The organism is Kitasatospora sp. NPDC089509 (assembly GCF_044749365.1).
Taxonomy (GTDB): domain Bacteria; phylum Actinomycetota; class Actinomycetes; order Streptomycetales; family Streptomycetaceae; genus Kitasatospora.
Genome location: NZ_JBIVHS010000003.1, coordinates 528066 through 543087, shown reverse-complemented (window position 1 = coordinate 543087; position 15022 = coordinate 528066). Strand labels below are relative to the sequence as shown.

At 73.8% G+C, this 15022-nt stretch carries 15 protein-coding genes; 9 read left to right on the top strand and 6 right to left on the bottom strand.

Annotated features, from left to right (window positions below; translation table 11 throughout):
- Positions 1 to 160: 160 nt before the first annotated feature.
- Both ACIP4P_RS08795 and ACIP4P_RS08790 read left to right on the top strand, forming a co-directional pair.
- A complete protein-coding gene (locus ACIP4P_RS08795) occupies positions 161 to 1711 on the top strand; it encodes a hypothetical protein (RefSeq protein WP_400916121.1) in 1551 nt (516 codons plus the stop codon).
- A gap of 336 nt (positions 1712 to 2047) precedes the next feature.
- Positions 2048 to 2830 (top strand): hypothetical protein, encoded by a 783-nt coding sequence (locus ACIP4P_RS08790; protein WP_400916120.1) that lies wholly within the window; start codon positions 2048 to 2050, stop codon positions 2828 to 2830.
- A gap of 191 nt (positions 2831 to 3021) precedes the next feature.
- Here ACIP4P_RS08790 and ACIP4P_RS08785 read toward each other — a convergent pair whose 3' ends face one another.
- The gene (locus ACIP4P_RS08785) at positions 3022 to 3777 is read right to left on the bottom strand and encodes a hypothetical protein (RefSeq protein ID WP_400916119.1); all 756 of its coding nucleotides are present in this window, start codon (positions 3775 to 3777) and stop codon (positions 3022 to 3024) included.
- Between the two features lie 115 nt (positions 3778 to 3892).
- Complete coding sequence (locus ACIP4P_RS08780) at positions 3893 to 4438, bottom strand: hypothetical protein (RefSeq protein ID WP_400916117.1); 546 nt, start codon at positions 4436 to 4438, stop codon at positions 3893 to 3895.
- On the opposite strand from ACIP4P_RS08780, the gene ACIP4P_RS08775 reads away from it, so the two are divergent.
- Positions 4404 to 4748, top strand: coding sequence for a hypothetical protein (locus ACIP4P_RS08775; RefSeq protein ID WP_400916116.1), 345 nt, complete (start codon positions 4404 to 4406; stop codon positions 4746 to 4748). The genes ACIP4P_RS08780 and ACIP4P_RS08775 overlap by 35 nt on opposite strands.
- Before the next feature lie 92 nt (positions 4749 to 4840).
- On the opposite strand, the gene ACIP4P_RS08770 is transcribed toward ACIP4P_RS08775, so the two are convergent.
- Positions 4841 to 5503 carry a response regulator gene (locus tag ACIP4P_RS08770; protein ID WP_400916114.1) on the bottom strand — a complete coding sequence of 221 codons (663 nt, stop codon included), beginning with the start codon at positions 5501 to 5503 and terminating at the stop codon, positions 4841 to 4843.
- A complete protein-coding gene (locus ACIP4P_RS08765) occupies positions 5500 to 6798 on the bottom strand; it encodes a sensor histidine kinase (RefSeq protein ID WP_400916112.1) in 1299 nt (432 codons plus the stop codon). The genes ACIP4P_RS08770 and ACIP4P_RS08765 overlap by 4 nt, the downstream gene beginning before the upstream one ends.
- A gap of 228 nt (positions 6799 to 7026) precedes the next feature.
- Here ACIP4P_RS08765 and ACIP4P_RS08760 point away from each other — a divergent pair, with 228 nt between their 5' ends.
- The 3 genes from ACIP4P_RS08760 (at position 7027) to ACIP4P_RS08750 (ending at position 10549) form a co-directional block, all read left to right on the top strand.
- Complete coding sequence (locus ACIP4P_RS08760) at positions 7027 to 9597, top strand: ABC transporter permease (RefSeq protein ID WP_400916110.1); 2571 nt, start codon at positions 7027 to 7029, stop codon at positions 9595 to 9597.
- A 104-nt stretch (positions 9598 to 9701) separates the two neighbouring features.
- Positions 9702 to 10334, top strand: coding sequence for a peptide deformylase (gene def / locus ACIP4P_RS08755; protein ID WP_400916109.1), 633 nt, complete (start codon positions 9702 to 9704; stop codon positions 10332 to 10334).
- A gap of 35 nt (positions 10335 to 10369) precedes the next feature.
- A complete protein-coding gene (locus tag ACIP4P_RS08750) occupies positions 10370 to 10549 on the top strand; it encodes a hypothetical protein (RefSeq protein WP_400916107.1) in 180 nt (59 codons plus the stop codon).
- Positions 10550 to 10632: 83 nt separating this feature from the next.
- On the opposite strand, the gene ACIP4P_RS08745 is transcribed toward ACIP4P_RS08750, so the two are convergent.
- Positions 10633 to 11256 carry a TetR/AcrR family transcriptional regulator gene (locus tag ACIP4P_RS08745; protein WP_400916106.1) on the bottom strand — a complete coding sequence of 208 codons (624 nt, stop codon included), beginning with the start codon at positions 11254 to 11256 and terminating at the stop codon, positions 10633 to 10635.
- A 119-nt stretch (positions 11257 to 11375) separates the two neighbouring features.
- Here ACIP4P_RS08745 and ACIP4P_RS08740 point away from each other — a divergent pair, with 119 nt between their 5' ends.
- The 3 genes from ACIP4P_RS08740 to ACIP4P_RS08730 all read left to right on the top strand — a co-directional run bounded on the left by ACIP4P_RS08740 (position 11376) and on the right by ACIP4P_RS08730 (position 13880).
- Positions 11376 to 12119, top strand: a complete 744-nt coding sequence (locus tag ACIP4P_RS08740; RefSeq protein ID WP_400916105.1) for an SDR family NAD(P)-dependent oxidoreductase — start codon at positions 11376 to 11378, stop codon at positions 12117 to 12119.
- Positions 12120 to 12375: 256 nt separating this feature from the next.
- On the top strand, positions 12376 to 13131 hold the full coding sequence (locus ACIP4P_RS08735; protein WP_400916104.1) for an acetate uptake transporter: 756 nt from the start codon (positions 12376 to 12378) through the stop codon (positions 13129 to 13131).
- A gap of 239 nt (positions 13132 to 13370) precedes the next feature.
- Positions 13371 to 13880 (top strand): hypothetical protein, encoded by a 510-nt coding sequence (locus tag ACIP4P_RS08730; RefSeq protein WP_400916102.1) that lies wholly within the window; start codon positions 13371 to 13373, stop codon positions 13878 to 13880.
- Between the two features lie 116 nt (positions 13881 to 13996).
- Here the strand turns inward: ACIP4P_RS08730 and ACIP4P_RS08725 are convergent, their stop codons facing one another.
- Positions 13997 to 14902 carry an NADP-dependent oxidoreductase gene (locus ACIP4P_RS08725; protein WP_400916101.1) on the bottom strand — a complete coding sequence of 302 codons (906 nt, stop codon included), beginning with the start codon at positions 14900 to 14902 and terminating at the stop codon, positions 13997 to 13999.
- Positions 14903 to 15022: the final 120 nt, after the last annotated feature.

The following is a 15022-nucleotide window of genomic DNA, read 5'->3' as shown; positions in this document are numbered from 1 at the left end:
GATCCCTCCGCCCGACCAGCTCCTCCCGGCGCCCGCCGCCGCCCGCCCCGCCCCCGCCACCCGCAAGTGCCGTGCGGAGCAGCCTCGCCACAGTCTTGCCATGCGCATGTCCATACTCGTGCCCAGATCCGGGCCCATGCCCGTCCAAGGAGTTGCCACCATGTCCCGTCGCGCCGTCTCCCGCACCCTCGCCGTCGCCCTGGCCGCCGCCTCCGCCTCCGCCGTCCTGACCGTCATGCCCGCCCAGGCCGACACCCTGGTCTCCAGCTGGGCCCGGGCCAGCTCGACCGGCTCCCTCGGCAACGGCGCCGCCCCCGGCGGCGCGGTGAGCCGCGACCAGGCCGTGGCCCGGGCCCGGGACTGGGTCAACAAGGCCGTTCCGTACAGCCCCAACGGCCTGAACAGCCCGTACGGCTGGTGGGCCGACGCCGAGACCGGCGGGCGCTACCGCCAGGACTGCTCGGGCCTGGTGTCGATGGCCTGGCAGCTGCCGGACAGCCTCACCACCCAGTCCCTGCCCAACGTCTCCACCCGCATCAACATCGACGACCTCAAGCCCGGCGACGCCCTCAACAACATCTCCACCCACACCGCGCTGTTCACCGGCTGGGCCGACGGCTCCCACAACACCGCCAACATCATCGAGGAGTACAGCCGCTCCGGCCCGACCCGGGCCCGGACCATGGACCGCTCCGAGATGGCCAACCGCGGCTTCAAGGCCTTCCGCTTCGACCGCATCACCGAGGCCAACCCGACCCCGCCCGGCCCGAGCGGCCCGACCAAGGGCATGTACCTCCACGGCATCCGCAACGTCGACGGCACCTGGACCGGGCTGGGCGCCCTGCCGGGCTACGGCGGCGCGCCGCAGTTCAACGGCGGCAGCGAGTCCATCGCCGCCGCGCCGGACGGCTCCGCGCAGGTCGTCGGCATCGGCAACGACGGCAACATCTACCACACCATCCGCTTCGCCGACGGCTCGTGGCAGCCGTGGGGCCAGCTCAAGGACAAGGCGGGCAACCCGATGGCCGCCAGCCAGGTCGCCATCTCGGTGGGCCCGGACGGCTCCGCCCAGCTGCTCGCCGTCGGCGGCGACAACGTCCTCTACCACCAGATCCGCCGTGCCGACGGCAGCTGGACCGGCTTCCAGCCGCTCACCGACAACAAGGGCAACCCGATGAACGCCGGCCGGGTGTCGATCGCGGCGGGCCCGGACGGCTCCGCCCAGGTCGTCGCGATCGGCGGCGACGGCGCCGCGTACCACACCGTCCGTACGTCCGACGGCAGTTGGAGCGGCTTCGCCCCGATCACCGACAACGTCGGCAACTCGGTCCAGGTCGCCGACGTCTCGATCGCCGCCAACCGCGACGGCTCCGACCAGGTCCTGCTGGTCGCCGCCGACAGCACCGTCTACCACGAGATCCGCCGCGCCGACGGCACCTGGACCGGCCTCGCCGCCATCGACGGCGTCGGCACCCCCACCATGTCCGCCAGCAACGTCTCGATCACCATCACCCCCGACGGCTCCGCCCAGATGCTCGCCATCGGCAACGACGGCAACGTCTACCACCGCGCCCGCTACGCCAGCGGCAGCTGGAGCGCCTTCAGCCCGATCGCCGGCGCCTACGGCGCGAGCACCTTCAACGCCCAGCGCATCGGCATCGCGGGCATGCCCGACGGCTCCGCCCAGATCCTGGTCACCGGCGGCCGCTGACCCGCGCCCGACCCCGCCGACCGACCCCGCCGACCGTCCAGAGCCCCCGGCACCCGCCGGGGGCTCTGCCCGTTCCCGGGGCCGGTCGGAGCACTGCGGACGCCGGGCGGTAGGGTTCGTCCCTTCGGGCGCCGTCGGGGCCTGGAGTCCGGGATGGTGATGCCGATGACGCGTGGCGACCTGCCTGTTGTGTGGAGCCTGCCTCCCGAGGATGCCCGAGCCGGCTGGCGGGCCCTGTGCTGGAGCGTCGGGCCGGGCGGCGAACTCGCGGTGATGCTGGTCCGGGAACGGGACCTGAGTCGTTCCCCGTATGTCGCGGGGTGGATCGGCTGGAGCGTGACGGCTCCGTGTGACGGCGTGTTGGTCGTCATCGCGGACGGAACGGCGGGCGGAACGGCGGGCAGGACGGTGGGCGGGACGGAACACCGCATCCCGGTGAGCGGCATCGCCCCGTGGACCCGCCACCTGGCCCTGCTCCCCGGGTCGCGGTTCCTGTTGGCGTCGGGCCGGACACACCAGGACCAGAGCGGGAGTTGGGAACGGAACGCGGTGGTGTACTCCCCCGAGGGACACCGGGTGGGGGACCTCTGCATCGGCGACGACATCGACTACGTCCTCACCGACCGCGACGGCGGCATCTGGACCTCGTACGGTGACGAGGGCATCTACGGGGACCACCCGGAGACCGGCGCCGGCCTGGCCCGCTGGGACACCGACGGCACCCACACCTGGAGCCCGCAGGGACGGCTCCCCGTCTGGCCCCTCGGCGGAAGCGCGGGCGCCACCGAGGAGGCGACGGCCTGGCTCGCCTGGTACAGCCACGAGGGCGCCTTCCTGTCCCGGGTCGACACCGCCACCGGCGACGTCACCAGCTACCGCAACCCGCTGAAGGACACCGACGGCATCGCCGTCCGCGGCACCCGGATGCTCCTCACCCAGCGCTCCCACAACCGTCCCGCCGTCGAGCTGAGCCGCGCCGAACTCGTCGGCGGCGCCTGGGAGATCACCGCCCAGGAGAAGCTGCGCCTACCGGGCCCGGTGGTCATGCGCTGCGCCCAGGGCCGCGACGGCGTCCTCTGGCTGCGCGCCGGCGACAGCTGGGTACGGCTCGAAGCCTGAGCCGTCGACGTTCCACCGCACGGTCGAGGCGTGGCGGACGGCGGCATCCCCGACGGCGAACGAACCACCGTCCACGACTGGTTCGTGCGGCTGCCGGCCGTCACCGCCGACCCCGCGGGAGACGCCCCGGTCGCCACCGTCCACCGTCGGGGGCCGACCAGAGTGGGCGGCCCCCGCCCGGGACTTCTCCGCTAGATCCGGTAGCGCTCCGCGAGGTCGCCGTAGCCGCCCGCCGTCCAGACCGTCCGGCGGAAGTCCGTGAGGCTCAGCGCCCCGGTGTCCTGGCCGGCGGCGGGCGGGAAGTAGGCGGTGCCGCAGCGGTCGCAGTACCAGGCCTGGTTCCACAGGCGTTCGGCCCGGGGCCGGCCCGCCAGCCGTCGGCGCCTGGTGACGAACAGCGTGACCGCACCCGCGACCAGGCCGAGGAGGAGGGCCATGAGCAGGAACGACACCACGAGCACGGTCGGCGTGCCACCCGCGTCGGCGAGCGGGGCCGCCGCCTGGGTGGCCGCGGGGCCGGGCCCGGCGCCCGCGACGATCTCGTCGTAGCTGGTGGGGAGGCTGTTCGGGAACTCCGAGTGACCGGACGTCCACCAGGACGGCGGTGAGAAGTCGGGCTTGTGCTCACCGGCGGCGCTGCGCTCCCCCATGCCTACGCTGAAGGTCACGATGGTCGCGACCAGCGCCGGGAAGGCCAGCGCCAGCAGTGTCACGAACGCCGTGGTGACGGTCGGTGGCGCGGGCGCCAGGGCCTTGCCGAGCGCCGAGACCTCCTCACGGGTCTCGGTGCGGCCGTCGCTGCCGGAGCCTCGGACGGTGACGCTGCGCCGTTCGGCCAGCGCGACCGCCGGTACGCCGCGGATCCGGTCGGTGAGCGCGCAGCTCGGGCAGGGTGTCAGGGAGCCGTGCGGCGGCGGTGGTGCGGGCACGGCGTCGTTGATCGACATGTGTGGAAATCCCCCCAGTGGTGCGGCGGTCGGGCGACCGTTCGCATCCGGTGGGACGCCGGCGCCCGGCATCCGGTTGCGGCCCGCTCGACTACCGCTACGGCTACGGCTACAGCTACGACTTCGCCTTGCCGGCGACGAACTCGTCCCAGGTGGCGACGGTGTCGGCCGGGGGCACCGTGATGGCCGGGACGGCGCCGAAGTCGGAGTACTCCTCCACGACTTGGTCCTGGCCCTGGCTGCCGGTGGTGACCTGCTGCGACTTCAGGACGAGGTCGTCCTTGCCGACCCACATGTCGAGGTCCGCGGAGGTCTCGCCCCGTCGCTTCGCCAACTTGACGTAGTAGTCGCGTACCTCGTCCTTGATGGCGGGCCCGGTGTAGTGGGCCAGTTCCTCGAAGACGACCGTGCCGCGGTAGTGATCGGCTGGTCGGCCGCCCACCTGCTCCTCACCGACCCAGGCGGTGGAGCCGGTCACCGCGAGCGAACCGGCGATCTCGTCGACGAAGCCCGCCGCGCGAGGTTTGCCGTGGACCGTGCCCTCGCTCAGGTCCGTGCGGTACCAGCTCTTGCCCGGGACGTGATCCGACTTCGTGTAGATCGTGTTGCCCATGGAGATCACGTGGATGAAGCCACTGGGGTTGTCGTCGGTCTTCTTCACCCACGACTGGATATCCGAGGCGCTCGGCTCCTGTTGGAAGACCATCTCGGAGCGGTCGGATCCGCCCGTTCCGGTCTGGACCGTCTTGTACGAGGCCTGTTCCGCGGTCTTCCTGGCCGCGGCGACCAGGACGGTCGGAGCGTCGGTCCGCTGCTTCGCCTTCGCCGCCGTCGCCGCCGTCGTGCTCTCGACCGGGCTCGCACCGCTGCTGCTGTGGGACTGCCCCCCGCCACAGCCTGCCAGGGCCACTGTGAGCGCCGCCCCCGCAGCCGCCGCCGCGATGCCCCTCTTCCTCACCCGCACAGCTTGATTCCTTCTCAGTTGTTTCACGATTTCACGACGATCATAATTGTTCGCCCACGTCAGACCGCCGCGGGTTTTCCCCGCCTGACGACGACCCGCTCAGGCCAGCCCGTGCTGCCAGGCGCGGGCGGCGACCTCGACGCGGTTGCGGGCGCCGAGCTTGCGCTGGCTGTTGGCGAGGTGGGTCTTCACCGTCGAGAGGGTCACATGGAGGGCGGTGGCGACCTCGTCGTTGGTGAGGCCCTTCGCGACCATCGCGACCACGTCCTGTTCGCGCGGGGTGAGCGGTTCGAAGGGAAGGGGCGCCGCGGGCCGCCGGGTCGGCAGTCCGGCCATGTGCCGCAGCAGGCGGACGGTGACGGACGGGGAGATCAACGAGTCGCCGACGGCGGCGGCGCGGACGGCCTCGATGAGCAGGGCGGGTGAGCAGTCCTTGAGGACGAATCCGCACGCACCGTTGGTCAGCGCGCCGTGGACGTACTCGTCCAGGTCGAAGGTCGTGGCGATGACCACCTTGAGCGGCTGTGCGACGTCGGGGCCCGCGAGCAGGCGGGTGGCTTCGAGTCCGTCCGTGCCCGGCATCCGGATGTCGAGCAGGCACACGTCGGGGCGGAGCCTACGGGCCTCGGCGACCGCGGCCGTGCCGTCCGCGGTCTCGGCGACGACCTCGATGTCGGGCTGCGAGTCGAGGATCATCCGGTACGCGGCGCGCAGGGTGGACTGGTCGTCGGCGAGGAGCACGCGGATGGTCATGCCGGTCATCCTGCCAGGCGCGCCGAAGGGCTCACCGGGGGCCGATCGGGCACGCTGCCGCGGCCGAGCGGGATGTCCGCGGCGACCTGCCAGCCGCCGACCGGCCCGGGCCCCGCGGTGAGTTGGCCACCGAGTGCGTGGACGCGTTCGTGCACCCCGAGGAGGCCGAAGCCGCCGCGCCGGTCCTCCGACGGGGCGGCCGGGGTCGGGGTGGCTAGGGTCTGGGCGGCCGGACGCGGGGCGGCATCGTCCTGGACGCAGACGGTGAGCACCCCGGGATCGTCGGCGGACAGGCGCACGTCGACGGTCACGGAGCCGGCCCGGTCGGCGTGCTTGCGGACGTTGGTGAGCGCCTCCCGCACGAGGTGGTGGACGGTGGCGGCGACATGGTCCGCCGGGGGCTCCGCTTCGAGCCGGGGGTCGATGGTGAGTCCGACGGCGGGACCGGCCGCGCCGAGCGAGCGGAGGGAGTCGGCCAGGGCGTGGAGGCCCTGCAGACCCCCGGGGGCGTGGAGCGGGGGCCGGCGATCCGGCCGGCGCAGCAGATCGACCATGGCCCGCATGGAGCCGGTGGCCTGCGCGGCGGCGTCCTCGATGTTCGCCAGGGCCTGGTCCAGCACCTCCGGCGTCGGGGGCTGCCCGGCGGCGGTGATGAAGCGCACCGCTTTCACCTGGGCGGTGATCGCCGTGACATGGTGCCCGACGAAGTCGTGCAACTCGCGGGCGAACTCCAGGCGTTGGTCGTTCAGGCGGGCGTTCTTCTGCTGTTCCCGGGTGCTGTCGAGCAGACGCAGGTACAGGCCGAGGACGGCCACCACGGGTGCGGCGAGCAGCAGGACCGGGCCGAGGTAGCCGGCCACGCGGGTCAGCTCGGATCCGGGCAGCCGCAGCAGCAGGAGCGGTGCCGCGAGCCAGGCCGCGGCGGCGAGCGGGAGCATGCGGGTGGGCGGGCCGTACCGGACGGCGCGGGTGACGAGGAGCAGCAGCAGGCACAGCTCGACGATGCCGAAGGTGTGCTCGGGACGGTGCCGCAGCTGCGCCGTGGTGAGCGAGAGGGCGGCGGAGGCCGTCACCGCGGCACCCCCGACGTACAGCAGGCGGCCGGGCGGCACGAGCAGTGCGGCGAGGCACAGCAGTCCGGCGACGATCGTGGCGGCGGCGGTGGGCGGGAAGCCGGTGTCGAACGCCTCGGCGACGATCACGGCCACGGCGAGGACGACGGCACCGACGGTGGCACCGAGGGCCGGTCCGCTGCGGGCGGCGGCCCACGAGGCGAGATCGGCGCGCGTCGGGAGGGGGATCATGACGGCCAACCGTACGCGGCCACGGGGGCACGGCACCTCCACCGTTCGGCCGAGGCGGACGCCGTGGTGGTCGGCCGGACGGCTGTTACGGGCGGGTGGTCGGCGCGGACAGGATCGGTGACGTCGATCCGTCGCCCGCCGTCCACCACCCGGGGGTCCCGCCCAGCCATGCCCCGCACACCCACGACCCGCGTACCCACGACCCGCGTACCCACGACCCGCGTACCCATGGTCCGCACCGCTTGGCGCACCGTCCGCGCCCACAAGTCCCGCATGGCGCTGACCACGCTGGCCGTCGCGGTCGGCGTCGCCTTCGTGACGGGGATCCTGCTGGTCACCGCCACCGTGTCCGACGCCCTCACCGGGGCCTCCCGGCAGACGTACGCGCACACCGACGTCATCGTCCGCCCGGACGTCAGGGGCGCCGGAAGCGCCGGAAGCGCCGGAAGCGCCGGTGCGGCGGTCGGCCTGGACGAGGCCGAACTGCGGCGGGTCGAGGGCCTTCCCGAGACGGGCCGGGCCATCGCGGCCGTCTCCGGGTACACGGCGCTCGGCTGCCCGGACGGGCGCTCCGCCGACCGCGGCGGCCCGGCCGTCGGGAGCGGGTACGACGGGAGCGGGTCCGGTGCGGGCGGATACGACGGGCCGGACCCGCGGTACGCGTTCACCTCCGGCCGTCCGCCCACCGGCAGCGGCGAGATCGCCGTCGACGGGGCGAGCGCCGAGCGCTGCGGCTACCAGGTGGGGGACACCGCCCGGATCTCGGTGGACGGCCCCGGCCTCACCGTACGCATCAGCGGCGTCTTCACCACCCGGGCCGAGCCCGCCGTCACCGGGGGCGGCAGCGTCGTGCTGTTCGACACCGCGACGGCCCAGCAGCACTTCACCGGCCCCGGCCGCTTCACCGAGTTCCAGCTCAAGGCCGCAACCGGCGTCAGCCCGGAGCGGCTGCGCCGGGCGGCGGAGCAGGCCGTCCCGGGCGGCACCGTCCTGACGGCGGACCTGCTCGCCCACGACCGGGCGCTGCACGCCGAGACCCAGGTCACCTCGCTGCGCACCACGCTGCTGTCGTTCGCCGCCGTCGCGCTGTTCGTCTCCTGCTTCCTGATCACGAACACCTTCGGCCTGCTCGTGACCCAACGGACCCGCGAGGTCGGCCTGTTGCGGACCGTCGGGGCCTCCCGCCGACAGGTCGGGCGGCTGGTGCTGGCCGAGGCGTTCCTGGTCGGGCTGGCCGGCTCGCTGTCGGGCGTCGCGGCGGGTGTCGGCGTCGGCGAACTCCTGCGCCCGGTCGCCGGCAGCCTGGGCAAGGGCGGTCCGCTGCCGACCGGGCAGGCGCTCAGCCTGCCCGCGTACGCGCTGCTCGTCCCCCTGGTCGTCGGGGTGCTGACCACGATGGCCGCCGCCTGGCTGCCGGCCCGACGGGCCGGGCGGATCGCACCGCTGGCCGCGCTGCGCGACGCGCAGGCCCCCGCGCCGGAGGGAGTCGGCAGGCGCCGCGTGCTGACCGGGGTGGTGCTGGCCGGGGCCGGTGTGGCCGTCCTGCTGGCCGGGGCGGGGAGCGAGCGCATCCAGGAGGGCGCGCCCGCGCTGGCGCTGGGCGCCGTGGCGACCGCCTGCGGCCTGCTCGCGCTGATGCCGACGCTGGTGGGGCCGGTACTGGCGGTGGCCCGACCGCTCCTCGCCCACGCGGGGATCGGCGCCCGGCTCGCGGAACGCAACAGCGCCCGGAACCCGCGCCGGGTCAGCGCCCCGGCCGCGTCGCTGGTCGTCGGCGTGAGCCTGGTGACTGCCCTCACCGTCGTCGCCGCCGGCGGCCTCGCGGCGGCGGACGCGGCGGGCGCGCACGTGCTCACGGCGGACTACCTGGTATCGATGCGGAACCTCGACGCCCAATCCGCCACGGTGGAACGGGCGTTGGCGGCCAGCCCGGAGGTCACCGCGGTCGCGGCACTGCGGGACGTGGAGCTGACGGTCGACGGGGCACGGGAGTTCGGCCTCGCGCTGCCAGCGGACGCCGTCCGGGACATGCTGCGGCTGCGCATGAAGGCGGGAGCCGCCGAGGTGGGCGCGGGACGGGTGCTGGTGCCGACCGGCGCCGGCCTGACGGTCGGCAGTACCGTGCACGCGCGCCTGGCCGGCGGTCGGGCCGCCGAGTTGACGGTGGCGGGGGTGTACGAGCCCAACGCGCTGGTGAGCGGCTACCTGGTCGACGCCGCCGTCCTTCCTGGCGACGCTTCGGAAGGCGTCGGCACCGTCCGAAGCGTGCTCGTCCGCACCCGTGACCGCCCGAGCGCCGAACTGCGCCGCACCCTCGCCCACGCGCTGGGCGACAGCCCCGCCCTGCGCATCGACAGCAGCGAGGACCTCGCCCGCGCCGCCGCCGGCGACACCGACCGCATGCTCGACCTGCTCTACGCCCTGCTCGGCCTCTCCATCGGCGTCGCACTCCTGGGCATCCTCAACACCCTGGCCCTGTCCGTGACCGAACGCCGCCGCGAGATCGGCATGCTGCGGGCGATCGGCCTGACCCGGGCGGGCGTGCGCGCCATGGTGCGCGCCGAGGCGCTCGTCATCGCCGTGATCGGCGGCGTCCTCGGCCTGGCCCTCGGCCTCCTCGTCGGCTGGGCGAGCGGCCAACCGATCGCCCGCCACACGCCCGGCTTCCGCCACAGCGTGCCCGTGCTGCGGCTCACCGTCCTGCTGGCCGCAGCGGCGGGAGCGGGCCTGCTGGCCTCCCTGTGGCCGGCCCGCCGGGCGGCCCGGACGCCGGTCCTGGCGGCCATCGGGACGGAGTGACCCCGCTACGGCCGGGCCCGCCCGTCAAGTCCATCACGTTCATCGAGTTCATCGAGTCCGACACGTCCACCGACACGTCCACCGACAGGAAAGCCCGCACCCGCATGTCCAGACGAGCACCCCGCACCCCCCTGCCCGCACGCCCGCTCCCCATGGAGACGGTCGGCGGAACCCACCGGCCCATCACCGAGATCGGCACCCCGGTCCTGCACCACCACAGCGCCGATGTCACCGAGTTCGGCACCGAGCGCCTCGCCCGGCTGCTCGCGGACATGTTCTTCACCATGCACGCGGCCAACGGCGTCGGCCTGGCCGCCAACCAGATAGGCCTCGACCTTCGCCTGTTCGTCTACGACTGCCCCGGTGACGACGGCACCCGTCACATCGGCCACGTCCTCAACCCCGAAGTCCGGCTCACCGGCACGGAGGAGATCACCCAGCCCGAGGGCTGCCTGTCCGTCCCCGGCGCCGTCCGGCACGTCACCCGGGCGGCGAACGCGACGGTGCGCGGCCAGGACTGGCAGGGGCGACCGATCACCGTCCACGGCACCGGCCTGTTCGCCCGCTGCCTCCAGCACGAGACGGACCACACGAACGGAACCCTGTACGTCGACCGCCTCACCCCCGAGGACCGCGCCGAGGCCCTGCGCCAGATGGACGCCAACCGCGCCACCGTCCTCGCCCAACGGGCAACCAGGGCAAGGCTCTTGGCCAGGCAGGCCGGCGCGGACCAGTGAACCGGACCCCTCACACCGAAAGGCACACCGAGCACATGCGCCGCCTCCGGCGAACCCCCGCCCTGCTGCTGGCCGACCTGGTGACGGCCGCCGCCGTGACCCTTCCCGTGCTGTGGTCGTACGGCTGGAACCGGCTCCGGAAGCCACCCCTGCCGCCGCTGGGCAGGATCGCACCCCCGGACCGCCGCTCCGCCGGCCGGACCCACCGGCCGTAACACGGCCGGGCCGCCGTCCGGACACCACCGGGTGGCGGCCCGGCCCAGCCGTTCACCGCGGGTCGGCCCCATGCGGATGGTCGTCAACCGGCCGTGGTGTGGGCGGCCACGTGGTCGATCATGGCGTTGAGGGTGACTTCGAGCGGGCGGGTGTCGCGGTGGATCTGCGTGAGCAGGAGTCCGCCCTGGAGGGCGGCGAGGACCGTGAGGGCGAGTTCGCCGGGGTCGCCGTCGAGTTCTCCGCGCCTGTGCATGGCCAGCAGGCCGCCGCGGATCCCCTCCTCCCAGCGCAGGAACGCCCGGGCGACGGCGGTGCGGGCGGGCGGGTTGGTGTCGGCGAGTTCGCTGCCGAGCGATCCGAGGGGGCAGCCTCCCCGGAATTCGAGGTCCCGCTGGTGCTGGATGATGAAGTCACGCCAGGTGCGGAGACCCTCGATGCTGTCGAGTTTCACGAGCATCGGCTCCTGCCCCCCGACCACCGAGTCGTTCTGGTACTCGATCACGGCCAGGACCAGGGCCTGCTTGTCGGAGAAGTAGTGGTACAGCTGTGAGCTGCTGGCCCGGGCGGCCGCCTTGACGTCCTCCATCGTCGTGCCGGCGACGCCGTTGTCGAGCATCAGCCGGGCGGCGGCGACGACGATCCGCAGACGGGTCCGCTCGCCCTTGGGGGTCAGCTTCGCGGGCTCGGTTCCGGTACGTGTGGCCATGGTGCCAGTCTAGGTGATTTTTGGATTGGACATTCCATTTTCTGCGGCGAATAGTGGATTGCGCAAGCCAATCCAGTGCCCCGGAAGCCCCCGGAGCACATCGATCGTGGAGGACAGTCATGGAACTCTCCGGCAAGGTCGCCCTGGTGACCGGCGCGACGAGCGGCATCGGGCGCGCCACCGCGGACCTGCTGGCGGCCCGGGGCGCCCACGTCCTGCTGTCGGGCCGGGACGAGCGGCGCGGGGCCGAGGCCGTCGCGGCCATCCGCGCCGGTGGCGGCGAGGCGGACTTCCTTCCCGCGGACCTGGGCGACACCGACTCCGCGCAGGACTTGGCCCGCCGCGCCGTCCAGGTCGGCGGGAAGGTCGACATCCTGGTCAACAACGCCGGCGTCTTCCCGTTCGGGCCGACCGCGTCGACCACCCGGGCGGACTTCGACGCCGCGTACGCCGTCAACGTGCAGGCCCCGTACTTCCTGGTCGCCTCCCTCGCTCCGGCCATGGCCGAGCGCGGCGACGGCGCCATCGTGAACGTGTCGACGATGGTGGCAGGCTTCGGCATGGCGGGGATGGCGCTCTACGGCTCCACCAAGGCCGCCGTCGCCCTGCTCACCAAGGCCTGGGCCGCCGAGTTCGGCCCGCACGGAGTGCGCGTCAACGCGGTCGCACCGGGGCCGGTCCGGACCGAGGGCACCGCCGGCATGGGTGAGGCACTGGACCAGCTCGCGGCCGCCGCCCCGGCGGGCCGACCCGCCCACCCCCGCGAGGTGGCCCAGGCGATCGCCTACCTGGCCGGACCCGACGCCGGCTTCATCCACGGCACCGTCCTGGCGGTCGACGGCGGGCGCACTGCCACCTCCTAGCACCAGCGGAGATCGGACGGCGGCGTGCGGGCGGTGTCGGAGCCCGGGGAACGGCTGCGCCGGGGGCCGTTTGGGGCGTCGCGGACGGGATATGCGTCGTGATGCGGGGGTTGTTCGCCGGGGAGTGGTCCCGGGTGGGCGGCTCCGTCGCCGTCGAGCGGGTGTCGAGGGCATGCCACGCCGGTCCCGTGCGCCGCGTCCGGAGCAGGACGCGGGCGGGCCGGGCGTGGTCGGCACGCCGCGGAGAGGAGTCATCGTGGCAGGTTCCAACCGGACCGACGCCGGGCCCGTACTCCCCCCGAAGCCACCGCCGTCGCCACCGTCGCCCACGGCGGCGCCCGGCGCGATCGCCGATCCCGGCGCCCTGGGCCTGGCGGCCTTCGCGATGACCACCTTCGTCCTGAGCTGGTTCAACGCCGGCCTGGTCAACGAGTCGGTGGCCGCCGTGGTGCTGCCGCTGGCGCTGTTCTACGGCGGCATCGTGCAACTGCTCGCCGGGATGTGGGAGTTCCGGCGCGGCAACACCTTCGCCGCCACGGCGTTCGCCTCGTACGGTGCGTTCTGGCTGGCCTACTGGGGCTTCGTGCGGGCCGTGGTCCCGCACCTGCTCCACTCCCCCCAGCTCTACCAGGCGACCGGCCTGTTCCTGCTCGCCTGGACGATCTTCACCGCGTACATGATGATCGCGGCCACCCGCACGACCGGGGCGGTCCTGGCCGTGTTCGTCACGCTGACCCTGACCTTCCTGCTCCTGACCGTCGGCGCGTTCGCCCAGTCGGACACCTGGACCAAGGTCGGCGGCTGGGCGGGACTGGTGACGGCCGTGGTCGCCTGGTACGCGTCGTTCGCCGCCGTCACCAACAGCACCTTCCGACGGACGGTCCTGCCGGTGTGGCCGCTCAGCCCTCCGGCGGGGCGTGACGGGCCTGCCGGGCCCGCCGAACCCGCCGGGCCCGTGGCTCCCGGCCTCGGGGAAGGCGGGCAGGACCAGGGGCTCCCGGGACCCACGTGAGAAACAGTGCCGGACAACCAGGAACCACCTGAATCGCCACCGGCCTGCGCCGTCCCGTAGGCCGGGGCGGTCAGCCGAAGTGACGGACGAAGACCTGCGACTTGCCGTTGGCGTCGCCGGGCACGATGCCGCCGGCCGTGGACCGGAAGACCACGTCCGGACCGAAACCTCGCAAACCGCACCGATCCCCCCAGGAGAGCGGTACGTTGACACCGCCGACCATGAGGAGAAGCGCCGACGTGACCACCGACAAGACCGCCCTCGCCAACGCCGTGAAGGCGATCGCCGCCGCCGCACACGCCGACGACCTGGCCGGGCTCTACCGGGCCGTGATGCCGCCGACCGGCACGGACACGCCCCCCGCCGAGGTCACCGCCTGGTTCGGGACGCTCCTCGTCCACCTGGCGCTCACCGCCTCGGCCGCCTCGAAACTGGAGCAGGGCTCCTCCCGGGAGACCGTGTCCCAGTGGATCGGGCAGACCCTGGGGCCGGCGCCCACCCCGGCACTGCTGCGCGCCCAGGACCCCGGCCGCATCGACCACACCGAAGCGGTCAACGCCGCGGCCAACTACACCCGTTACCACGAGTACACCGTCGACCTCGTCCGGATCGGCCTCACCGACCCGAACCAGGACCCCGACGCGCGAGGCGTCGACGCCCACTGCGCGGTGACCAACGACAAGGACGCCCGGATCACCGTGATGGCCATGCTCGGCCGCCTCGCCGACGACCCCGGCCGACAGGGCTGACACCGCCGCGCGACCACCCCCGGGCACCGCACCGGGGCCGCAGCCCCAGCCCCGGTCCCGGTCCCAGCCCCGGCCCGAGCGCCGCTGGTTCGTACGCTCCTGACCGGGGCCCTTCGTCAGAGCCGGATCACGATCTTGCCGCGCATATGTCCGCGTTCGGCGTGCAGGTGGGCGTCGGCGATCCGGTCCAGGGGGTAGGCCTGCTCGACATGGGGGGTGTAGCGGCCCTGCCGGCCCAGGTCGGCGGCCTCGGCGAGCAGCGTGGAGTCGTTCTCCGCGTTGACCACATGGGTGCCCAGGCGCTCCCCCCGCGCGTGGTCGGCGACCGTCGCGACGCGGGTCGCGTCGCCCGTGATCGCGACCAGGTCGTCCAGGGAGCCGGAGGCCGCGGTGTCGAGCGCGAGGTCGACGCAGTACGGGGCGAGGACGGACAGGCGCCGGGCGAGGCCGGGGCCGTAGGTGGTGGGGATGGCGCCCAGGGAGGTGAGGAACCCGTGGTTGCGTTCGCTGCCCGTCCCGATCACGGTGGCGCCCCGGGCCACGGCGATCTCGACCGCCGCGCCGCCCACCCCTCCGGCAGCGCCCTCGACGAGCAGGGTGCGCCCCGCGAGGGGGCCGAGCGCGTTCAGGCCGCGCATCGCGGTCACCGACGCGAGGCCGGCGCCCGCGGCCTGCTCGTCGGTCCACCCGTCGGGCGCGAGGGCCCAGGCCGAGAGGAGGGCCAGCTCGGCGCTCGCGCCGGTGACACCGCCCAGCCCGAAGACCCGGTCGCCGACACTCACCCCTCGCACCCCGTCGCCGATCTCGTCGACGAGGCCGACGGCGTCGCGTCCGGGGACGGCGGGCAGCTCCACGGGGATCAGCTGCCGCAGGGCTCCGGCACGTAGCTTCCAGTCGATGGGGTTGACGCCGGCCGCCGCGACGCGGACCCGGATCTCACCCGGTCCGGGGTGGGGGTCGGGTGCCTGCTCGATCACCAGGTTCTCCGCTGCGCCGTAGGCGTGGAAGCGGGCTGCGCGCATGGTGTGCTGTCCTTCCGGTGTGGGCCGAGGGGTCGGTCGCCGCTGGTCGGAATACCCTCCGCCGATTCGATGCTCCGGAAGGTATCCGGAGGGTCGGTCACCAGCTGGATACCGATGCAC